This window comes from Robertkochia solimangrovi (assembly GCF_007279655.1).
Taxonomy (GTDB): Bacteria; Bacteroidota; Bacteroidia; order Flavobacteriales; family Flavobacteriaceae; genus Robertkochia; species Robertkochia solimangrovi.
In genome coordinates, this window is the sequence record NZ_QKWN01000005.1 from 29,540 (window position 1) to 52,702 (window position 23,163).

General features: G+C 40.4%; 23 protein-coding genes. All 23 read left to right on the plus strand.

Annotation, left to right across the window (positions count from 1 at the left end; all coding sequences use genetic code 11):
- The first annotated feature begins 10 nt into the window (after positions 1-10).
- The 23 genes from DMZ48_RS08395 (at position 11) to DMZ48_RS08505 (ending at position 23,063) form a co-directional block, all read left to right on the plus strand.
- Positions 11-763: an NERD domain-containing protein gene (locus DMZ48_RS08395; protein WP_143954690.1), complete on the plus strand. Its 753-nt coding sequence runs from the start codon at positions 11-13 to the stop codon at positions 761-763.
- 147 nt (positions 764-910) lie between these two features.
- Positions 911-2,152, plus strand: coding sequence for a restriction endonuclease (locus tag DMZ48_RS08400; RefSeq protein ID WP_143954691.1), 1,242 nt, complete (start codon positions 911-913; stop codon positions 2,150-2,152).
- Between the two features lie 286 nt (positions 2,153-2,438).
- Complete coding sequence (locus DMZ48_RS08405; protein ID WP_143954692.1) at positions 2,439-3,326, plus strand: carbon-nitrogen hydrolase; 888 nt, start codon at positions 2,439-2,441, stop codon at positions 3,324-3,326.
- Between the two features lie 4 nt (positions 3,327-3,330).
- Positions 3,331-4,377, plus strand: coding sequence for an agmatine deiminase family protein (locus tag DMZ48_RS08410; protein ID WP_143954693.1), 1,047 nt, complete (start codon positions 3,331-3,333; stop codon positions 4,375-4,377).
- 115 nt (positions 4,378-4,492) lie between these two features.
- Positions 4,493-5,482: a phosphotransferase enzyme family protein gene (locus DMZ48_RS08415; RefSeq protein WP_143954694.1), complete on the plus strand. Its 990-nt coding sequence runs from the start codon at positions 4,493-4,495 to the stop codon at positions 5,480-5,482.
- Between the two features lie 388 nt (positions 5,483-5,870).
- A complete protein-coding gene (locus DMZ48_RS08420) occupies positions 5,871-7,307 on the plus strand; it encodes a DUF1214 domain-containing protein (RefSeq protein ID WP_143954695.1) in 1,437 nt (478 codons plus the stop codon).
- Between the two features lie 187 nt (positions 7,308-7,494).
- Positions 7,495-8,916 carry a DUF1593 domain-containing protein gene (locus tag DMZ48_RS08425; RefSeq protein ID WP_143954696.1) on the plus strand — a complete coding sequence of 474 codons (1,422 nt, stop codon included), beginning with the start codon at positions 7,495-7,497 and terminating at the stop codon, positions 8,914-8,916.
- Between the two features lie 27 nt (positions 8,917-8,943).
- Complete coding sequence (locus DMZ48_RS08430; protein ID WP_143954697.1) at positions 8,944-9,267, plus strand: peptidylprolyl isomerase; 324 nt, start codon at positions 8,944-8,946, stop codon at positions 9,265-9,267.
- A gap of 247 nt (positions 9,268-9,514) precedes the next feature.
- Positions 9,515-9,970 (plus strand): toxin-antitoxin system YwqK family antitoxin, encoded by a 456-nt coding sequence (locus DMZ48_RS08435; protein ID WP_143954698.1) that lies wholly within the window; start codon positions 9,515-9,517, stop codon positions 9,968-9,970.
- The gene (locus DMZ48_RS08440; protein WP_199287954.1) at positions 9,967-10,917 is read left to right on the plus strand and encodes a serine hydrolase; all 951 of its coding nucleotides are present in this window, start codon (positions 9,967-9,969) and stop codon (positions 10,915-10,917) included. The genes DMZ48_RS08435 and DMZ48_RS08440 overlap by 4 nt, the downstream gene beginning before the upstream one ends.
- Positions 10,918-10,998: 81 nt before the next feature.
- Positions 10,999-11,397: a DUF4844 domain-containing protein gene (locus tag DMZ48_RS08445; RefSeq protein ID WP_143954699.1), complete on the plus strand. Its 399-nt coding sequence runs from the start codon at positions 10,999-11,001 to the stop codon at positions 11,395-11,397.
- Between the two features lie 139 nt (positions 11,398-11,536).
- A complete protein-coding gene (locus DMZ48_RS08450) occupies positions 11,537-12,526 on the plus strand; it encodes an AraC family transcriptional regulator (protein WP_143954700.1) in 990 nt (329 codons plus the stop codon).
- Between the two features lie 175 nt (positions 12,527-12,701).
- Complete coding sequence (locus DMZ48_RS08455; RefSeq protein WP_143954701.1) at positions 12,702-13,550, plus strand: NmrA family NAD(P)-binding protein; 849 nt, start codon at positions 12,702-12,704, stop codon at positions 13,548-13,550.
- A 298-nt stretch (positions 13,551-13,848) separates the two neighbouring features.
- The gene (locus DMZ48_RS08460; protein ID WP_143954702.1) at positions 13,849-14,394 is read left to right on the plus strand and encodes a carboxymuconolactone decarboxylase family protein; all 546 of its coding nucleotides are present in this window, start codon (positions 13,849-13,851) and stop codon (positions 14,392-14,394) included.
- A 65-nt stretch (positions 14,395-14,459) separates the two neighbouring features.
- On the plus strand, positions 14,460-14,912 hold the full coding sequence (locus DMZ48_RS08465) for a hypothetical protein (RefSeq protein ID WP_199287955.1): 453 nt from the start codon (positions 14,460-14,462) through the stop codon (positions 14,910-14,912).
- Between the two features lie 80 nt (positions 14,913-14,992).
- Complete coding sequence (locus DMZ48_RS08470) at positions 14,993-15,412, plus strand: nuclear transport factor 2 family protein (RefSeq protein ID WP_143954703.1); 420 nt, start codon at positions 14,993-14,995, stop codon at positions 15,410-15,412.
- A gap of 81 nt (positions 15,413-15,493) precedes the next feature.
- Positions 15,494-16,534 carry a T9SS type B sorting domain-containing protein gene (locus tag DMZ48_RS08475; protein WP_143954704.1) on the plus strand — a complete coding sequence of 347 codons (1,041 nt, stop codon included), beginning with the start codon at positions 15,494-15,496 and terminating at the stop codon, positions 16,532-16,534.
- Positions 16,535-16,542: 8 nt separating this feature from the next.
- Positions 16,543-17,427 carry a helix-turn-helix domain-containing protein gene (locus tag DMZ48_RS08480; protein ID WP_199287956.1) on the plus strand — a complete coding sequence of 295 codons (885 nt, stop codon included), beginning with the start codon at positions 16,543-16,545 and terminating at the stop codon, positions 17,425-17,427.
- A 69-nt stretch (positions 17,428-17,496) separates the two neighbouring features.
- The gene (locus DMZ48_RS08485) at positions 17,497-18,573 is read left to right on the plus strand and encodes a serine hydrolase domain-containing protein (protein ID WP_143954705.1); all 1,077 of its coding nucleotides are present in this window, start codon (positions 17,497-17,499) and stop codon (positions 18,571-18,573) included.
- A gap of 294 nt (positions 18,574-18,867) precedes the next feature.
- Complete coding sequence (locus tag DMZ48_RS08490) at positions 18,868-20,043, plus strand: MFS transporter (protein WP_143954706.1); 1,176 nt, start codon at positions 18,868-18,870, stop codon at positions 20,041-20,043.
- The gene (locus tag DMZ48_RS08495) at positions 20,040-21,110 is read left to right on the plus strand and encodes a Gfo/Idh/MocA family oxidoreductase (protein ID WP_143954707.1); all 1,071 of its coding nucleotides are present in this window, start codon (positions 20,040-20,042) and stop codon (positions 21,108-21,110) included. Before DMZ48_RS08490 ends, DMZ48_RS08495 begins: the two co-directional genes overlap by 4 nt.
- A gap of 57 nt (positions 21,111-21,167) precedes the next feature.
- The gene (locus tag DMZ48_RS08500) at positions 21,168-21,995 is read left to right on the plus strand and encodes a sugar phosphate isomerase/epimerase family protein (RefSeq protein WP_143954708.1); all 828 of its coding nucleotides are present in this window, start codon (positions 21,168-21,170) and stop codon (positions 21,993-21,995) included.
- Positions 21,996-22,013: 18 nt separating this feature from the next.
- Complete coding sequence (locus DMZ48_RS08505) at positions 22,014-23,063, plus strand: SDR family oxidoreductase (protein ID WP_143954709.1); 1,050 nt, start codon at positions 22,014-22,016, stop codon at positions 23,061-23,063.
- Positions 23,064-23,163 lie beyond the last annotated feature (100 nt).

Below are 23,163 nucleotides of genomic sequence, written 5' to 3' on the forward strand. Positions count from 1 at the left end.
TTCAATGATAATGGAATTCATAATTATCACCGCCATTATAATCTTTTATGGATTCTCCTATTATTATAAAAAAAGGATTGCACCTAAAATAAAAGGTGCTCTGGGAGAGTACAGAGTAGCTTACAAGCTAAAACGTCTGAACAAAAAGGAATATATAGTATTAAATGATATTTTATTAAAATACGGTAACTCCACCACTCAAATTGACCATATTGTAATTAGTAGAAGTGGAATTTTTGTAATCGAAACGAAAAACTATAAAGGATGGATTCATGGGCATCAAAACTCAGAGTATTGGACACAAACCATATATAAACATAAAAAGAAACTCCGAAATCCCATAAAACAAAATTGGGTTCATGTATTCGCTATTAAAAAAACACTTTCTGAGTTTAATTACATTAAATATTTCCCAATTGTTGTATTTACTGGGAGTGGCATATTAAAAAACATTACTACAACACTTCCCGTTATTTACAAAAAAAATCTTCTTAAAACAATTAAGAATTTAAATAAAGAAGAACATCTATCGTACAAGCAAATAAAATTAATTTCAAATAAACTACATAAAAATAATATAGTCGACCGAAAAGAATATAGAAATCATTCAAAACAAGTTTCAAAACAGGTACAGGAACGAAAAATAAAGGAAAAACTAAAAATATGTCCTAGATGTGGGAATAAACTCATTTACAAAAGAGGTAAATATGGAAATTTTTATGGATGTCAAAACTTCCCTAAATGTAAATATACATTGAACTAAATTGACCACTAACCTCCTTCAAACGTCTGTAATTATTTACTGGCAGTTAATTGAGTGAAAATAAACTACACTAAACAATTTACGCTTATGGAATTCCGTAAGAATATTTCTATAGAATTTATATTTTAGTGGAGTTAAGAAGAAAATATGAAGAAATTATCATTCAAGGAAGCAGCCAAAAAAATTTTAAAAGAAGCTGACGAACCTCTTTCCGCAAAAGAGATTACTCATATTGCTTTGAATGAAGACTTGATCGAAACTTCGGGAGCAACGCCTGAAGCAACTATGGCAGCACAGCTTTATACTGACACTGGCAAATTCAAAAAAGTAGGCAAAGGACTTTTCGCTCTTGTAAAACAAACAGAATCTGCCAAATCACCACTTTTAGCCATTCAAAATCAAAATAGCCTTGTTAAACAAAAATTGATTGAAACAATTCAGGAAATGGATCCATTTCAATTTGAATTTTTAGTCGCTGAGCTTTTAAATAAAATTGGATATGAAAACGTAGAAGTGACTAAAAGAAGTGGAGACAAAGGTATTGATGTAATTGGGAATTTAACTGTTGGAGGACTTACAAACGTCAAAACAGTTATTCAGGTAAAGCGATATAAAACGGGAAACAATATTTCTGGTAAATATATAACACAATTAAGGGGTAGTGCAGAGGTTGATCAGAGAGGGCTAATAATTACAACCTCCAATTTCACAAAAGATGCAATCAATGAATCAAAGGCAATAAATAAAATGCCGGTAGCCCTGGTTAATGGCCAAAAACTGATTGAACTTTTGTTTAAATATAAAGTTGGCGTTAAGGAAGAAATAGTGAGCGTTTTCTCAATAGACACTGAACTTTTTGAAATTGAATTGAATGATTCAACAAAGAATGGTACTGAAAATAAAAGCCGATCAATTTGGCCTCTCCCAGGAGGTAATTATGCTTATATCGAAACTCTTAATCAACTTTTAGATCGAATCTCTGAAAAAGAAACTTCAAGAAATGAAATGATTGATTGGTTTGTTAAATCCTTTGATAATGTTACTTCCAGGAATACAGCTTATGGTTATTTAAATGTTCCTAAAAACATGGGACTAATTGAACTCAAGGATGGTTATTATAATTTGACAATTGCGGGTAAACATTATCGAGACAATAAGAATCTGGAATTTCTGTTTAATACAATTTCTAAAAATATTCTTGCTTTCGAGGAAATACACCAGTTTCTTTTGAGTAGTACAGAACCAAAATCCGAAGAAGAGATTTTGGAATATGTAAATGAAAATTTTGATGTGAATTGGAGCACCCTGGCTCAGGTCAATTTTCGACTATTTTGGTTAATCAACCTTGGAAAAGTAGAAAAAACCGAAGCGGGATATATTGGAATATAACAAATGAATTCCCCTATTCCCACCTCGAGTACAGCGAAGCCTTGTGAAATGAAAATTTCGCAAGGCTTTTTTATTTTATGGAATTTCGATTGGCATACTACTTTAAAATCTTGATCTCACATCGATCCCTCTAAATTAAATTCTATCAAATTTTTAGAAATAATTTTATCAAAGTGAATTTGTCATACTATACCTTTGCTTCGTAAATTTAAAGAGTGTTTTAATTTCAACAGAGTTCAGGAATGGCACTTATACCCGTTTGGAGACTCTGATATAATTTGATAAGATGAAAAGAAAATATTCCATAGCTGTTGTACAGCTCAACCTTAATGACACCGCAGCCAACAATTTGAAAAAATGTATGGAATGGGTGAAAAAAGCTGCAAAACAAGGCGCCGAGGTGATCTGCCTGCCGGAACTTTATAGCAGCCATTACTTTTGTCAGAGTGAGGATGTAGATAACTTCGCTTTGGCGGAACCCTTATACAGTACTTCTTTTATCGCCTTTAGCGAACTGGCGAAAGAATTAGGGGTGGTCATCATCGTGCCTTTCTTCGAAAAAAGAATGGCTGGAATCTATCATAACAGTGCCTATATCATCGATACCGACGGATCGGAAGCCGGACTCTACCGTAAGATGCATATTCCGGACGATCCGCATTTCTATGAAAAGTTCTACTTCACTCCCGGAGACCTCGGATTTAAAACCATCCCGACAAAGGTCGGACAGATCGGCACACTGATCTGCTGGGATCAATGGTATCCGGAAGCTGCACGATTGACTGCCTTACAAGGAGCTGAAGTGTTATTCTACCCTACGGCGATCGGCTGGCACCCTTCTGAAAAGGAAAAATATGGCACCAATCAACACGGCGCCTGGATGAATGTCATGAAAGGACACGCTGTTGCCAACGGCACGTATGTAGCTGCGGCTAACAGAATAGGTCTGGAAAAATACCTGCCCGATACCGACGGACTCGAATTCTGGGGAGCTTCCTTTATCGTAGGTCCGCAGGGTGAGATCCTCGCCCAGGCCTCTCACGATCAGGAAGAGATCCTTATGGCAGAGGTCGATCTGGATCATCAGGAGAACGTTCGTCAAAACTGGCCTTTCTTCAGAGACCGAAGAATCGATTTCTATGGGAATATCACCAAAAGAGCCATTGAAAAATAATCCTATGACCAAGTCACGTAGATTCCCTGCTGAATGGGAAAAACAAAGTGGAATCCTGCTTTGTTTTCCGGCTAATGGAAATGATTGGCCCGGAAAATATCAGGCTATCCAATGGGCTTTCGTCGAATTCATCAAGAAAGTCTCCGAGTATGAAAGCGTCTATCTCATGGTTGCAAATGAAGATCTGAAGGAGAAGGTCGCAGAAATGCTCGACAGGGCAAATGTCGATTCGGATAAGATCCAGTATATCATTGAAAAGACCAACCGCAGCTGGATGCGGGACTCCGGTCCAATCATTGTCGAGAACGATGATAAGTCGAAAGAAGCGATCAACTTCAATTTCAACGGTTGGGCAAAATATAAGAATTACCGACTCGATAAGAATGTTCCGGAATCGGTAGGCAAGGCGTTAGGACTCCCCGTAACTGTGGCTACCTATAATGGGAAACCGGTAGTTCTGGAAGGCGGTGCTATCGATACCAATGGTAAAGGTACGATCATGACCTCGGAAGAATGCTTATTACATCCGGATATCCAGGTTCGAAATGCCGGCTTTACCAAAGAAGATTATGAGGCTGTCTTCAAAGAATATCTCGGTGCCACCAACGTGATCTGGCTGGGTAACGGTGTGGAGGGTGATGATACACATGGCCATATCGATGACCTTTGCAGATTCGTCGATGAAGATACTATCGTAACAGTAGTGGAATCCGACAGTAAAGATGCTAATTACAAGGCTTTACAGGATAACCTCGAACGCCTGAAAAATGCAACCCTGGAGAATGGCAAAGCTCCAAAGATCGTAGAACTGCCAATGCCTAAAAAGCTGGTCTTCGAAGATCTCCGTTTGCCGGCAAGCTATGCCAATTTTCTGATCGTCAACGGTGCCGTATTGGTGCCCACTTTTAACGATCCGAATGACCGAAAGGCTCTGAATATCCTGGCGGATTGCTTTCCGGATCGCGAGATTATCGGCATCAGTGCCATCGACCTTATCTGGGGCTTTGGTACGCTGCATTGTTTGAGTCAGCAAATTCCGGTATTGGGATAGTCAATTATTTAAGACAAAATAACAGCCCGTCTTTGTGTTGTTTTACAAATGATATTCTCGAGCCGATCATGAATTGTGATCGGCTCATCCATTAATTAATAATACCCTGATACTCATGAATGTTGCCTCCGCCTTAAGCTCCATTATCTCTCCTGACTATCTGAAAGAACTGATCATAGATCGATATGGATTTGATAACAGTTCAACTTGCAGCATCTTAAAGACCGGAATCAACCATAATTACCTGTTCACAACCGATATCGGTCAAAAGTTTGTCTTCAGAGTCTATTCCAAAGATTGGCGTTCTTTGCAGGAGATCGAAGAAGAATTAGCCTTGCTATCCTATTTAAAAGACCACGAAGTTTCGGTGTCTTACCCCATAAAGGATGTGTCAAACCAACAGATCCAACGAATAAATGCATTTGAAGGGGAGCGCTTCGGAGTGCTGTTTTCCTATGCAGAAGGACAAACCCAAAGGAATCCTTCCACAGCGACCTGTTACCATCTCGGACACCTGATGGCTAGGATGCATCGATTAACGGTTGGTAACAGAATCCACAGAAAGACCTATGATGAGACATCGCTGATGGCATGGGCATTCGAAAAAGCGAAGGAACGATTCGATGAATCCATGAAGGAGATGCGCTATTTTGCCCGGGCAGTTTCGCTGATTACCGATGAATTCAAAGAGATAGATCCGAAATCTGTTCGAACCGGGGTCGTCCATCTGGATATGTGGTATGATAATATGAAAATAAAAGAGGATACGGAGATCACCTTATTCGATTTTGACAATTGTGGTAACGGCTGGTTATTCCTGGACATTGGCTATAGTCTAATGCTGCTATTTAGAAATGAGCCCGACAAACACGAATATGAAAAGAAAAAAGCTTCCTTTTTTAAGGGCTATGAATCGATCATCCCAATAGCTGAAGAAGAAAAAAGATTGATTCCTTTGGGTGGCTTAGCGATCTGGCTTCATTATACCGGGATACATGTGGTTCGCTTTAACGACTTTGCAAATCATTTTTTAAGTGATGAATTTTTAAAATATTGGATCCATACCGTAGATCAATGGATGCGTTACCATCATATTGAATTATAAATCCATCCCCCATATTCCGGCGGAACTTAACCTGCAAACCGACCTTACAAAAAGACCTCACAATTGAGCAATATCATTTTGTATGTGCAACTTCTAAACTAAATTCCGCTGCTATTCCGCAAATAAAGATCACTGCAAACCAGGAATAGTAGTGCCTGGTATCCCCATCTCTCCTTTGTAAAAAATTGAAGCTGGTCCTACCCACACCTATGGCCCTACCCTTTCTGTTACCACTACTGAAAAATTCACCGCTTTTAAAGTAAAAGCATGGTTAAACGTAGCATTTGATTATAAAACAAGGGAATAATGAGGATAATTTCCGGATTCGGACCTGACAATCTGAAAAATCCTGATGCACTTCCTCATGATAAACATTAAAACCACACCGATGAAAAATCCATTATTAGTCCTATTCGTTTTCAGTTTTGTACTACTGCTGAATTCATGCAAGGAGCAAAGATCTGATACCGCTCAGACTGCGGTAGATGACAACGGCTATGCAATTCTTACCGATGACGAAGTTTCCAATCTGGTTAGAAGATCCTACCAATATGTAGCCATGTATAATGTCAACAACAAATTCGCATTAGCCGATAAGGGCATGTCTACGAAAGGCTATAACAAAGGTCTTAAAAACACCCAACTACTGGATCATACGGTTAAAGCCATCGCCAGACCCAACAACGATGTGATGTATCAAATGGCCATGCTTGATCTGCGCAAAGATGCAGTGATCTTCGAGTTTCCTGCGATGGATTCGAAGTATGTCTCACTCATGGCTACCGGATATGACCACTATGTGAATGTACCACTTTCCACCACAGAAGGAGATTTTAAGGAGCCCATTACACTTTTGTTCTATAGTGCCAGAACAGAAAACTACAAGGGAGCACCCGTAGAAGGTGTGGATGAAGTTCTGGAAATGACAGGAGACTTTATTTCTCTGGTCTTAAGAGTCATGCCGCATGCCAACGAGCCGGAAAAATATAAACGGATCATCGATCAGATCAATGCTATTAAAGGAATGTCTCTTTCGGAATATCAAAACAAACCCAAACTACAGGATGATCCGATCGATTTTCCTGATTATGGGGATACCGATGCCGATACCTACAAAAACAATCTTTTGGAAGTAATGCAATTCATCTTTAACCATACCACTTTCGATACGACGAATGTACTCGATAATACTATTTTAAAAGCCTTTCAGCCGCTGGGAATTATACCCGGAAAGGTCTACAACCCACAAGACGCAATAAGGATCGATGGAGATCGGTTCGCAAAAAAATCGCTGGAGATCAAAAATGAATATCTCGCTAAAATGAATGACCCTGAAATCAGCAAAGTACTATTGCCAAGACTATTTCAACTGAAAGATAAAATGGAAATGGAACCTATGCTTTTACAATCCGTTATCGGCCCCATTGGGCTCCCACTCAAAGAAGCGGTCTATCCTCCGGTGGTTACCGCTGATGGTTCATCCATGAATGCTATGCATGATTATATCATCGAAATGTCAAAAGAAGAAATCCCTCCTTCCAATGCTTTTTGGTCTATGACCTTATACGATACGGAAAATGGCTTCTTTATTCCCAACGATCATAAAAAATATAGTGTCGGAGAAAATTCCGGAATGAAGCTCAACGCAGATGGAGGCATAAGGATATCCATTTCAGAATCTAAACCAGCAGACATTCCAGAGGAAAATTGGCTTCCTATCAACAGGATCGACCAAAATATGGACGTGATCTTAAGGGTATATGCACCGGATCTGGAAAGGATGAAAACATGGTCACCTCCAAAGGCGATCAAAGTAGAGGAATAAGTTAAAAATTTAAGTTCAACGCGTTATTGGTTTAGGTTATCCAAGGCCTTCAAAGAAGCAATAATTTACTTAGTAGTAGTAATTAGGAACGGAAGTTCCAGATACCTGCCCATGTAATCCTTTTAGTTTTCATATTTTAGGGGTGTGTTGAAAATACTTCATTACACCCCTTATTATTGATAAACTCATGACTAATTCTCTTGACAAGATCCTTATTACTATTCTGACCCTTGGGTTTTTAACCACTGCATATGCGAATACAAAACCCAGGGTGATCGTTACCACTGACGGGGAAGCAGATGACCGGGCTTCCATGGTAAGATTCCTGCTCAGTGCCAATGAATTCGACGTCGAAGGTATCATAAACAGTAGTTCCCAATTCCACTGGGTTGGCGGAGAGGGTTGGAATGCTTTTCATGAGGTCTCATGGATACGGGATTATATCGATCTGTATGCAAAAGTCTACGAAAACCTGTTACTCCATGACCCTGACTACCCAAGTCCGGAATTTTTGCTAAGCAAATGGAAAGTGGGGAATATCAATGGAATCGGTGAAGATGATATCCGAACTGAAGGAGCCGAATGGATCGTGAAGGTCTTACTGGACAAAAGTGATCCCCGCCCGGTCTGGATCCAGGCCTGGGGAGGTTGTAATACAATCTCAAGAGCCTTAAAGATCCTTCAGGAAGATCATCCCGACAGGATGGAAGAGGCAGCGAAAAAAATGCGGTTATTTCTTATTTGGGAACAGGATGAAACCTACCAGGAATATATCCGACCGAATTGGGAAAAGTTCAATATTCCAACCATTATTTCCGATCAATTCGATTGTATGGCCTATATATGGCCAAAAGTACTCCCTGAAACTGTAAAACCCTTTTTTGAGGCTGACTGGATGACAAATAATATCATTAATGGCCATGGTGCGCTGTGTGAAGTGTATGAGAATAACAATGGGGCATTCAACGCAGAGGGTGACACTCCTTCTTTCCTTCATTCCATTCCTAACGGACTCCGGAGTATGGAGTCACCCGGATTTGGTGGCTGGGGAGGACGCTATGTGAAAATACGTAACAATGTCTGGATGGATCCTCTTCCCGATACCACTTTTGAATATCCTGCCAGACAATGGGGATTCAGCAATAGCTGGTCGAAGAAAATGGAACACGACACCGAACCGGAAAAGATTGCCCGCCGTACCCACTATTTTAAACCGATCTGGAGATGGCTCATCGATGTGCAGCATGATTTTGCAGCTCGTGCAGATTGGTGTACTAAAGATTATGCTTCTGCCAATCATCATCCGGAAATACGATTGAAGAACACCCCCTTAAATATTACGGCAAAAGCTGGTACAAAACTCAAATTGGATGCTTCCCCAACCATAGATCCGGATAAGGATTCCTTGAATTTTAAATGGTGGCATTATAAAGAACCAGGCACCTATAAAGGCGAAATTATTGAGGATTCCCCTACTGCCAAAACTAAAATTACGATTCCGAAAAATGCCCAACCTGGTGATACGATCCATATGATCTGTGAAGTATCGGATACAGGCTTACCATCGCTAACCCGTTATCAACGAGTGATCATTACCGTCACTGATTAAATATAGACCAACTCTAAAAATCACGATTTGAATCAGAAGACTCATAATTTTGAATCGCCGGGATTTCCATCCATTCAGATCTTTGAGGATCATTTCGAAATCAAAGCGATCGATCACTGGGAGTATAGAACCTTTGCATATTTAGCGGTAAAGAAAATCAAATATTTTAACCCTAATAACCAATGGTGGAACCGCATTATGATCACAACTTCATTTTTTGCTAATAATGATCCCTTGATTTTAAAGATCATATTAAAAAATGGAGGTGACTGGACCTATGTAACCTCAAATAAATATAACCCTGATTTCAGAAAAACTATCAACCAAATACAATCTAGGTGCAGTATTTAAAATTATAGAAACAAGCTAATTCCGCTTAAACCTCGAACGAAACATATATTAGACTGTTAGTTCATGAATCTTAGTGAGGTCTATTTCCCTCTTTACCGTCGCATCATCCTGAATTTTCAGGAAACACTCATACAATTATATAGTTACGTAAGGATAATGCTACAAAATTTATATCTTAGAGCAAACAATGAATTCCCTACAGGAAGGCTTTGTACATATTCTAAATCCAATAAACCACCTTTAAATTATGAGAAAGTTTATTCTTTTAACATTTTTAATGTATAGTGCAATATCTTTTAGTCAACAATCCAAATCCGAAACTTGCGATTGCAGTGAACTAACAATGCAGGGTAAGGATGGCAGGTCTGCGTTTAAGGAAAACTTCGTCTATACAGGCACCTGCATAACCACCAACCCGGAGGGAGTTGTTATCAAGGAACAAGCATTTATTAACGGGCAACTCGAAGGAGAATTAAAGGAATATTTTCCGGCCGGAAACATCAAAGAAATTACAACCTACACCAAGAACATGAAACACGGCAAATATGTTCTTTATAATCAAAGCGGAAAAATTTTAATCGAAGGAAGCTATAGCAACCAACAAAAAGAAGGCGTTTGGAATTTTTACGATAAAGCTTCCGGAAAACTGATAAAATCAACGACCTACCGATACGGAAAAGAAAATCTTCCCGGAACCAAATGATCAAAAAAAACCTTTTCATCTATCCAAAGTTACCAATGAACAAATCATTCTCATTCCTAAGAATTATCACAGTGATCCTGCTGCTTTTTGGAATCTGTTCCTGTGAACCTGAAAAGACGAAGCAAGAACTACTGGAAGCAACTATTCAGTCGCAGATCGATTCTATTGCCGGGGATATCGCGGTAGCATTTCTGAATTTATCCGATCCTTCAGATACGCTTTTTATCGCAGCGGACGAAAAATTCCACGCCGCAAGTACTATGAAGGTACCCGTCATGATTGAACTCTTTAAGCAACAGGAAGCAGGAACGTTAAACCTCAACGACTCCATCCTCCTGATCAATGAATTCAAGAGTATTGTAGATGGGAGTCCGTACAGTATGGATATTTCCGATGACAGCGACGATATCATTTACGATAAGATCAATTCCAGAGTAGCCTTGAATGACCTAATGTATAGCATGATCACGGTCAGCAGTAACCTGGCGACCAATGTACTGATCGAACTGGTGGATGCTAAAAACGTAACTGCCACGATGAGAGATCTCGGAGCCCAAAAAATTGAAGTCCTTCGAGGGGTGGAAGATCAAAAGGCCTATGATATGGGGCTCAGCAATTCGACCACAGCAAGAGATCTCCAGATCATCATGGAGTCCATCGCCTCCGGTAAAGCGGGAACCAAAGAAGATTGTGATTCGATGATCGCTATCCTGAAAGATCAGCAATTCAACGAGATCATCCCTAAAGAGCTTCCCGAAAATGTTTCGGTTGCCCATAAAACAGGATCGATCACAGGAATTCACCACGATGCAGGAATCATCTACCTCCCGGATGGAGGTTCGTATGTACTGGTACTGCTGTCTAAGAACCTGGAAGATTTCGATAAAGGCACCGAACAACTAGCCGGAATATCCCGTTCTTTCTATGCGCATATGACCGGGGAATAATAGGTCTAATGAAATGAAAAAAACCATTTTACTACTGATTTCCATCGCATTTTTTTTGCATGCGGATCGAAATCTGTTCTTATGAAACCTCCTGAAAATGCCTCTCAAATGTTTGATGATTTTATAGCCAAGGAGAAATTCATCCGGGAGTCATCACAGCCGTTTTATCCGGGAATCCGTGACGAAAAAATGCGCCCGACCTATTCGACAAAGATCAATCAGGTAGCGGAAAGCTTTCGATCGGTTGCCGAATCAGCGGAACCCACCGAACAAAAATACCTGGAGGAAATCCGAAAAGGACTCTTACGTTTTGAGGAGCTTTATTTGGAGTTGGATACCGAAGATCGTGAACGTGTCTGCAGTTATTTTGAAGAACTGATGGACATTGTGGAATTAGCAAGTTCAAACGGGCAATTGAATAATTTCATGTACGGATTTGATCCCAATGGTTTCAATAAGACTGATGACAGTGACCAATAGTGGAATATAATCAGGATATGGCGCCAAATAGCCATCATACACCATTTCAAATTATCATACTATCTTTGATAACCTACTGTTTAAAAAAGGATATTATGTCCCCGGATGAGTTAATAACGCTTCTGTGCTTTTATAAAACATGAGTTTAGTTTCCAGGCATATCTATCAAAAAGTGGTGAACAAAGCGATTTCGGAAGGATTACCCCCTGAAAAACTGCTGCATCATAAAATCCCCGACTTTAAAGAAACCTCAACCGCCTTTGTCCCTTTTGAACTCCTGGCAGAAATTTATGAATTAGGACATCATCATTTATCTCCGGGCTTTGCCATACGGGTAGGCGCACAAATGATTCCTGAAGATTACGGGACATTAGGCTTATCCTGGAAAACATGCTGGAAAGCGAGAGATGTATTTGAACGTGCTGTAAGATATGCCATCCTGATCACCACTATTGGAGGTATTGAAGTCGTAACCAAAGAAAACCTTACTATCGTTTCGTTGAACAGACCTGCCTATCGTCTGGGTCAGGCGCTATCGAATGAAGCAACCTTTGCCGTTAGTGTAAATATTGTCAGACTGATCACGCAAAGTAATATAGATCCGGTAAAGGTATCCTTCGAACATCAGTCACCCACGAATACTTTAGAATATCAGAATTTCTTCAATTGTGATGTTCATTTTTCAAAAAAGGAAAACTCCCTGTCTTTTCTAACCACAGATCTGGAAACTCCATCAACAAAGGCAGATAAAAGCATCAGCAAATTTCTGTTGGAACGTATGGAAGAAGAAAGAATCGGTATTCAAAAGCTGGATATCCGAATCGTATCTGAGATTCGATCACTGGTTAAGGATGCACTGCCAAGTGGAATTCCACCCATTCAACAGATCAGTGACCATATGGGAATGAGTAGCCGAACCCTAAAGCGCAGATTAGCGGAGAACAACACGACCTACCGTGAAATAATTAAAGATACTCAGGTGGAGATCGCTCAATATTTACTTTTCAGTTCCGACCAAAGCGTAGCAGAAATTGCCTTCTTAACCGGATTCTCAGAACAAAGTGCATTTAACCGGGCTTTTAAAAAGTGGACCTCCAAAACACCACTGGAATATAGAAAAAGCCTGTAATTTCTTCGGATTGGCACAAAGTGTCAAATTATTGGTTCATCCAGTCAATAAAATGTTTGACAAGCAGCGGAACTTTGCTTCATCAAGGTTATAGTGATAGTCGTATAACCCATCAATGAATCAACGAACCGTTAAGCGCTAAACAATCCATAGCGCCAAAAAAAGCAAGACACCTATGCAATCAGAGAACATTTTAGTACTTGGAGGAACCGGTAAGACCGGGCGTCACGTCGTAGAAAAATTAAAAGCGCTAAACCACAATGTACGCATTGGCTCAAGAACCAGTGAACCTTCTTTTGACTGGAGTAAACCCGAGAATTGGTCAGCGGCTATTAATGGAATGAGCAGAATCTATATCACCTACCAACCTGATCTTGCCGTACCCGGAGCAATACGTGCGATTGAGCAGTTGATCATTGTTGCAAAGCAGGCAAATATTCAAAAACTAGTACTTCTTTCCGGTAAAGGTGAACGTGAAGCCGAATTGTGTGAACAGGTTATCATACGATCAGGAATTAACTACACCATCATCCGGGCCAGTTGGTTCAATCAAAACTTCAGTGAAAGCTTTTTAACCGAACCTATTCAAAGGGGTATGTTGGCATTACCGCAATCTCATGTGAAAATTCCGTTTGTAGACACCCGAGATATTGCTGAGGTGGCCGTTAAAGTATTGACAGACGATGTGTATAATGGTCAGATCTATCAACTCACAGGACCCGAAGCATTAACCTTTAAGGAAGCACTGGAAATCATTGCAAAGGCATCCGGTCGATCTGTTTCATTTATTCCCGTTTCCATGCAGGACTATGTACAAGGAATGCATGACGCTGAAGTGCCGGATGATTTCATATGGTTGATCGGCTATTTATTCACGGAGGTATTAGGCAATCCGGAAAATTCGGAGATCACGCAGGATATTCAAAGGGTGTTGAACAGAAAACCGACCACCTTTGCTGAGTATGCAAGCGTAACTGCCGAATCAGGAATATGGAATCCGACTTCCAAACTCAATATCCGTTAAGACTATATCCCCATGATGGTTTCATAGCCAATTTGATAGCATAGCACTAATAGTTCACCCCCTGTACTAATCCTTATTCTCCTTCTGAAAACTGAAGGACTAAAAAATCATTGTTCCATTTCATGCCGTAAGACTAACTACGAACTTGCTTAGGTATTAAAGATGCCATCCTGCACAGAATGAAGAAGATGCGATAGCGGAAAAATGTCCATCTGATGGCGTAGAACATCCATGTTCTACCGCTAAGTTCCGGGACATCTTTGCAATGTAAAAATGTTTAATCCTAAAAATGTAAAAAATGGAAACAATTAAAAAGATTGAAATCAAAGTACCTGAAAGAAGTGAAGTGTCAGCCACTAATCAGGCAATTTTTGACAAACTGGAAAATGCCTTAGGGTTTGTACCTAACCTTTACGCCACCATAGCGCATTCAGATCATGCCCTTGAAAGGTATTTAAATTACCAGAATGCCAGAACCTCATTCTCTAACAAGGAGAAAGAAGCGATAAATCTTGTTGTTAGCGAAGTGAATGGATGTATCTATTGTCAAAGTGCCCACACTGTTATAGGGAAAATGAACGGGTTTTCCGATGCGCAATTGATCGCGATCAGAAAGGGTAACAGCGATAATGCTAAACTGGATGCTTTAGTTAAACTCGCTGCTGATGTTACTATAAACAAAGGACAGGTACGTGATCAAAACCTTCAAAATTTCTTTAATCAAGGATATACCAGAGAAAATCTTGTTGATCTGATCCTTCAGGTAAGTGATAAAACCGCCATGAACTATTTGCACAATCTTACGCAAATACCTGTCGATTTTCCGATCGCCACGGCCCTTTAAAACTAAAGTAAGGAGTCCTCTCCTTCCTTTGGAGAGGCTCATTTAACCCTTAAAAAGAAAGCAAAATGAATACACATAAAATCAATTGGAAAAATGCGATCCTGGCTGGAATCACCGGAACTTTAGCCTTTGACCTCATCGGATTACTATTTACCGGAACCTGGTGGGATATTGCCGGCATCATCGGTGAAAAAACCGGGTTAGGAATGGCTTATGGAGTAATCGGACATTATTCGAATGGAATTTTACTCGCCGTTCTATATGCCGGAATTGCCCCCTCCCTGATCGGCCCAAAATGGCTTCGGGCGCAAATATTTGTAATCGCAGAAACCATTGCACTGGTTTGGTTCTTTATGTTTCCCCTCCTGGGAGCCGGGGTTGCAGGATTAAAAGCAGGCGCCTTACTTCCGGTACTATCGATGGTAAGGCATTTAGCCTACGGTATTCCACTATGGTATTTTATCCATAAATACCAACAAAGTACCCTCAGGAACAAAGCTTCCTTAAGAGAAATATGAAATCTGTAATTATTCGGATAATGCATTTTTGATTCTATGAAGAATTGCGTTTACCGATTTTAATTTAAAATATTTTAAAAATGTCAGAAGAAATAAAAACTCCGGTCCCTCCCTTTACTGAAGAAACTGCCTTACAAAAGGTTCAGATGGCGGAAGATGCATGGAACAGCCGAAATCCAGAAGTTGTTGCTAAAGCATATACGATCGATTCTGAATGGAGAAACAGAGCACAATTCCTTAACGGTCGAAAGGAAATCGAAGAATTTCTAACCAATAAATGGAAGCACGAAAGAGATTATAAGCTTAAAAAGGAACTCTGGGGCTTCAGAAACAACCGAATTGCGGTACGTTTTGAATACGAATATCGCAATGATAAAGGGCGATGGTTCAGAGCCTATGGAAATGAACTATGGGAATTCAATGAGCACGGACTTATGAGCAGACGTTATGCGAGTATCAATGACCTGGAAATTCAGGAAAAGGACAGAAAATTTAAATAAGATACTTCATCAAATCTCCTCCCGATGATTAAAACCTCCTATAAAAACTTATTAGAACCAGTAAATAAAGATTGAACGATCATGAACAGAAGAATTTTAGGAAATATATTACTCTTTACTTTACTGGTTCTTTTAAGCTCCGGAATCATCATGTATTTCAAGCCTTTTGACAGCCGTATCGCAGCTATACATACGTTCTTTGGAATAGTATTCCTGATGGTAATTATTCTTCACCTCAAAAACAATAAAAAACCATTGTCCGATTATGTCACCGGAAAAAGAAAAAAGGGAATCAAAAAGCTTCAGGCACCCTTTGTATTATTGATGATGATCATTTTAGCTTCAGGAGTTTTCTTTGATTTACCGGGATTGAATAGCATTTATATGTTCGGTAATGAACTGAGAAACAGGCAAACTGGCATTACTGAAGAAAATTTCGGTTATCAGTTGATTCAGTTAAACAATTCCAAGGGCAACAATAACATTGCAGTCGAACTAAAAAAAGGATCCGCTTTTCAATACCCGCTTTTTGCTATTTGGGCCGAAGATAGCCTGGGCAACTACCTTGAGACCCTCTACATCTCCCGGGTGATCGCTTCAAGCACTTATGACTTTGGTATTAACATCGACGGTGAATGGGAACCCGCAGTTAAAAGAAGACCGGAAGCCTTACCTTATTGGACCCACAAAAGAGGGATAAAGGCATCGGACGGGCTTTTTACTCCGCTCGAAAACTCAGCAGACATCGATGCCGTTTCCGGAGCAACACCAACAGGTAATTTTTTGATCGAATCCAGAAGTAATTTTGAGCTAAATAATTACAGAATCCTGTTAGAAGTCAACCAATCTTACGACTGGAATGAATATTATAGCAAGGACAGGTTCCCCGAGGATATGATTTACTCCGGATCCGGACAGGTAGGTCAGCCTTCCCTTATCTACGCCGCTGATATTTTTTCAGAATTCAAAGAATCAACGGTTCATGGCCTGATGAAGCTCATCGGACACGGACACCATTCCGGAAAGAATGGTGAATTATATGAAGATCTCTCTGAGATAACGACGGCTAAACAAATTATTGACAGAGTGATCATAAGCATTGATCGTACTAATGAAAATTAAACTTTTAAATGATGATGACGAATTCAGATTATACCTTGATCGATCCCATTACTAAGTATCAGGCCTTAAAGATCTATAGCCTTGAAAATGAAAATCCGTTTCTCGAACTTCAACGTCTTGATCATTATACGTTGATCTGGATCAAGCAGGGAAAGGGCACTATTCAGGCAGATTTTGCTAAATTTCAGTTTGGGGAAAATTCCCTGGTCTCATTTTCTCCTTACCAACCTTTTAAATTGATGATTGAATCCATCGATGCTCAGGTCATACATTTTCATCCTGATTTTTTCTGTATTCATAAACATCATAAGGAAGTGGCTTGTGATGGCGTATTGTTTAATAACATTTATGATTCCCCGGAAGTAAGGCTTGATGAGCCTGCGCAGGGGAAACTGAACATGATGATCGACCAGATGATGACCGAAATGAAACATCCGGAACTTGCGCAACATGAGTTGCTGGTTTCTTATCTCAAGATCTTTCTGATCACAGCCTCACGCCTTAAGAAAGAACAAGGGCAAGATCCCGACAAAAATACCGCTACTGAGGATGAACCTTTTGTACTGAAAAAGTTGAAAGATTATATCAATGAAAACTACCGAACCAATCACTCAGCCAGTGATTATGCGGATATGTTAGCCATCAGTCCGAAAGCATTAGGGAAACTAACAAAAACTCATTTCAAGAAAACATTAACCGATCTGATCTCCGAACGCATTATGATCGAAGCGAAACGCGAACTCTACCTGACCAACAAATCCATCAAAGAGATCGCTTTTCAACTGGGTTATGATGATGAATATTATTTCAGTCGTTTTTTCAAAAAGAAGGCAGAGGTTTCACCTCAGATCTATCGAAGAAATATCGGATCTGACAGAGCCTCACAGGCATAAACTCAAATTTTTCTGTTACCCGAATACTAGATCGGCCGTCATACGCTAAACGATCAAAACAAATCGGAAATGAAAATCACTAGTTCTTTACCATTACTTTTATTATTTACACTTTTAATCCTAAACCCTCCCACAACGATTCACGCTCAAGGCCTGGCTTCCAGAGTCGATAGTATCTTACTGCAAAAATACCATCCGGAAGAACCGGGTGCCAGTTTTCTGATCGCCAAAGATGGCAACATCCTCTACAAAAAGGCTTTCGGACTCTCCAATCTCGAATTGAATGTACCCATGAAGCCTGACGATGTGTTCGAAATAGGCTCCATGACCAAGCAATTCACCGCTGTCGCTATATTAATGCTTATGGAATCAGGCAAAATTAGTCTGGATGATAAGCTAACTCAGTTTATCCCTGATTATCCCGAAGGAGATCATATCACTATACACCACCTTCTCACCCATACTTCCGGGATTAGGGATTTCACAAGGGTCAAAGGTCTGAATGAGATCTCAAGAGCAGATCTATCACCCGAAGAATTCATCGATTTCTTTAAAAATGAGCCGAAAGATTTTCAACCTGGAGATTACTTTAAATACTCCAATGCGGGTTATGTTTTACTGGGATATATCATTGAGATCGTATCTGGAGAAACCTACGCCGATTATATCGAAAAACATATATTTCTAAAACTAAACATGACAAATTCCTGGTATGCCCGTCACAAAAAGGTGATCGCGAACCGAGCCTCAGGATATCACAAAAAAGACGACACGTATAGCAATAGTAATTACATCAGCTTTTCTTTACCCTATGCCGCAGGCTCTTTAATGTCTACCGTCTCCGATATGATGCAATGGGTAGAAGCGATCAGGAACCATCGGCTGATCAGTGAAAAAACCACCGAAATGGCCTTTACCAACTATTCGCTAAACAATGGAACCCTCATTAACTATGGATATGGTTGGCATATCGAAAACCTAGCAGACCAAAAGAGCTATGAACATGGCGGTTCTATCTTCGGATTTAAATCGATGGGTGTATACCTGCCGGATTCCGAAATTTATGTGATAGGATTGACCAATTGCGATTGTAATTCGCCAACAAAGATAACCCGTGAAATCGCGGAATTGGCCTCAAAATATTAAAAGTACTACCGTCATGATCGGTATTACGGTCCACGGGAATGTACAAACACTTCCAGTTTTTTTACAAGGAAATAACCTGCAAACTTCGGAATTTTATGGTTCAGAAAAAGAATAAAGATCGAAATCTGCAGTCCCTTCCTGTAAATGCCATCCTGGATCCCCCTCAACACGGTCAGGCTTAAATGGGAAGGCTGCAAATTCGATGCTAAAATAAGGTTACCATGGCCACCCTGAAAAATTACATGAAAACACCCGTTACGGATTCGTTAATGGTAGTCCACAACACTTTTTAGTATGCAGCAATTAAGCAAAGGACTCTTATTCCTGATGGCTGCTACTACCGGTCTGGTAGTTGCCAACAACTATTACAACCAGCCTTTACTCGGCTTGATGGCGAAAAGTTATGGTGTTACAGAACTTCAGATCAGCAGTGTTCCCATGCTTACTCAGATCGGTTATGCCTTCGGATTATTCCTGATCGTTCCGCTGGGAGATAAATTAAAACGTAAAAAACTTATCCTCTCCGATTTCTTCCTGATCATCGCAGCCTTATTGTGCTCTGCCTTTGCCGGTTCACCCTTGCAATTAAAGATCGCCAGTTTTTTTATCGGCCTCACTTCCGTAGTCCCGCAATTGATGGTTCCTATGGCTGCCCAACTAGCCGATGAGAAAAAGCGCGGGGCCGCGATAGGCGCAGTCATGACCGGGATGTTCATCGGTATTCTGGGTTCAAGAACGTTGAGTGGACTAGTGGGAGAATACTATGGCTGGCAAACCATGTACATCATTGCAGCAGTGATCATGATGATCTTGTTTCTGTTCCTGTTCAGACACCTCCCTGAAATAAACCCGGATTTCAAAGGCAGTTATGGCTCTCTGTTGAAATCCATCATCGTACAATTCCGAACCCAGCCAAAATTGCGCCTGGCAGGCTTACGCGGAGCACTGGACTTTGCCTGTTTCAGCATCTTCTGGACCACCCTGGTGTTCTTGCTGGAAGGCGCACCGTTCCATATGGGAAGTGATGTGGCCGGCGGTATGGGATTGGTAGGGATCGCCGGAGCCATTATGGCATCGGTGGTTGGAAAACTGAGTGATCGTATGCGGAAAAGTACCCTGATCGTGATCGCGATCCTGATCATCATGGCATCCTGGATCATCATCGGGTTTTCATCAGAAAGTTTGATCAGTCTGATCATCGGTGCATTCCTGCTCGATATGGGTATACAATCGGTACACATCACCAACCAGACCATCATCTTTGAAGGGAATCCCGCGGCAAGAAACCGTATCAATACGGTATATATGGTTATGTATTTTACCGGAGGTGCGCTTGGCACCTTTATCGGCGGCTATATATGGTACTATTTTAAATGGGAAGGAATATCCATCGCCGGCTTTGTGATCGCTACTTTGGTATTGCTCACCCACTGGATCGGTGAAAAAAAGATTAAAAATAAAACTCTATGAAGGATATCAAAAAAATAAATACCGTCATTCTGGGCTATGGCTTTTCAGGCTCTATCTTCTTTGCACCCTTTTTACATTTACATGAAGGTTTTACCCTAAAAGGTGCCTGGGAACGATCGGAAAAGAAAATTCAAAAAGACTATTCCTATGTTAACAGCTATGAATCATTAGCAGAGATCCTCGCCGATGAATCCATTGACCTGGTAGTTGTGAATACCCCGATCGATACTCATTATACATACGCTAAAGAAGTATTAAAAGCCGGAAAGCATGTTATTGTAGAGAAAGCATTTACCAATACGGCCGCAGAAGCCAAAGAGCTTTGTGAACTGGCCAAAAATATGGATCTACATTTGATCGTGTACCAGAACCGAAGGTTCGACAGTGACTTCCTGACCGCTAAAAAGATTCTCAAATCAGGAAAATTAGGTCCCTTAAAAGAAGTAAATATAGCTTATGATATTCACCATCCCCAATTAAGGGAAGGTGGTGAAGCACATACTGAAAAACCGGTGAGTGGCGGTGAGTTTAATAACAGGGGCTCTCATATAACCGATCAGGCTCTGAATCTCTTCGGTTTACCAACTGCGGTTTTTGCAGATTTTGCAACCTTTCGAAAAGGAGGTACCGTTGAGGACTATGTAAACGCTATCTTATTTTATCCTGACAAACGTGTAAAATTACACGAGACTAATATTGCTGTACGCAGACAAGATGCCTATGTCTTTCACGGACTGGAAGGATCCTTTTTTAAAAGCAGATCCGATATGCAGGAAGACCTGTTACTGACTGGTGCAAAACCTTCAAAAGGCCCTTGGTGTGCTGAACCGGAGAATGAAGAAGGCCATTTATATTATTTCAGTAACGGAGAGCGTATAAAAGAAACTATCCCGACGGAAATCGGTAATTACTACAACTACTTTGAAGCGGTTTATCGGGCATTAGTATATGGTGAACCGGTGCCTGTAACCGGTTGGGAGGGCTATCACACCATGCTTGTCATGGATGCTGTACGTAAAAGTGTAAATACCGGAAGTATTGTAGAAATTGACCTGACCGGATATTAGTATTATCTTTAATAGTATACGGATCAAAGGATCAATCTCCAAGAAAAACACATTTTAATGACCAATAATAAACCAAAGGTAGGAGTTATCACATGGACTTACGGAATTAAGGATCTGGAGACACTTTTTTCCAGTATCAAATCAACAGGCTTTGAGGCTATTCAATTCAGTGGTGATCATAAGTTCTATGATCCTGTCACTGTGGTAACACTGGCTAAAAAATATGAATTGGACATAAGGGTCTATGATCCGATGAATTATAAACCTTGCAACGAAGAACAATTCACGCTCAAAGACTGCGTCAGTCATTATCAGGAAATTATTGCTTTCGCAGTAGCGATCGGAGCGCCTGTAGTTACACTTCAGGGAATTTCCTATTGGACCAAAGAAATCGGAAATTATGAAAAAGCGATGGATTTCATCATAGAAGCAGTACGACAATTAGACCTAATTGCTCAAAATGAGCAAATAACACTCTCGTATGAGGCCTGCAATCACTATGAATTACCCTGGGTACAAACCGCCGAAGAACTATTACGCATATATCGCGAATCTAAAGCGAAAAACCTGTTACTGGTTCTTGACAGTTTTCATATGAATATCTGTGAATCAGATATGCACTCACCCTTGTTGAAGATCGGGGATTTACTACACAGTTATCATATTTCAGATTCAGGACGAGGTGGTATCGGAACCGGACATATTGATTATACTGAACAATACAGGACTTTGAAGGAGATCGGATTTGAGGGTTATGTATTCTTCGAATTCGTTCTGCCGGAAATTCGTCCGTATAAATACCCGATGAACAAAGAACAAATGCAGGAATTTTTAGGTCAATGTCGCAGGAGTCTGACACTTTGGACTTCAATCATCAAAAATTAAAATTCAGTTTAAAAGAACATGAGAACAGCATTGATCGCAGGAGGAAATGGAATCATCGGCAGAAATCTAACCGATTATTTCTGCAACCGGGATGATTGGAAAGTTATCGTAACTTCAAGGTCACCCTTAAAATATAATACAACCGCTAACTATGTCTCACTGGACCTCAGTAATGAAAACGCAGTATTTCAGCAAATCGATATACTTCAGGAAGTAACCCATGTATTCTATTCCGCCTATACTGAACGCGTCGATCCTTACGAACAGGTAAATGCCAATCAGGAATTACTGGAAAACCTTATTACCGGACTCGAAGCAATAGAAGCCCCTTTACAACGAGTAGTATTTATTCAGGGAGGGAAAGCCTATGGTGCCCATTTGGGTATCTATAAAACCCCGGCTTTAGAAACCGATCCACGTAGTATCACCCCTAATTTCTATTATAATCAGGAAGATTATCTTAGGGAACGATCAAAGGATAAATTCTGGACCTGGACAGCAATTCGACCCGATATTGTGATTGGGTACACCCTAGGCAATCCGATGAATCTATCCAACCTGATCGCAGTTTATGCAACACTCTGTAAAGAAGAGGGTATTCCTTTTCGATTTCCTGGATCACCGAAAGCCTATCAGGTGCTGGTCAATGTCACGGGAGTAGAGGTATTGAGCAAGGGTATGGATTGGGCCTCCACTTCTGCGTCAACAGAAAACGAGATCTTTAATGTTACCAATGGTGATATATTTAGATGGTATCAGGCATGGGAAAAATTCGGAGAATTCTTCGGTGTCGAGATCGCAGAACCACAGACCTTCAGTCTTTCGGAATATATGCCTGGAAAATCGGAACTGTGGCAAAGGATAGTGGAGAAATACGGACTTCAAAAAAACAGTCTTGATGAATTGGTACAATGGGGTTTCGGTGATTTTATATTCAATGTGGAATATGATGCCATTCTGGACGTCAACAAGGCCAGAAGACATGGCTTTCACGAGATGCATGTCAACAGCATCGAGAATATGATCCAAACCTTTCAAACACTAAAGGAGCAGAAGATTATTCCTTAAAGTAAATCTGCCTGCATAAATGGAGAAAAAGCCCCGTAAACCAACGGAAAACAAAAGGTCGAATCCACGAATCTCATACGCTTATTTGAATTCAATCTGG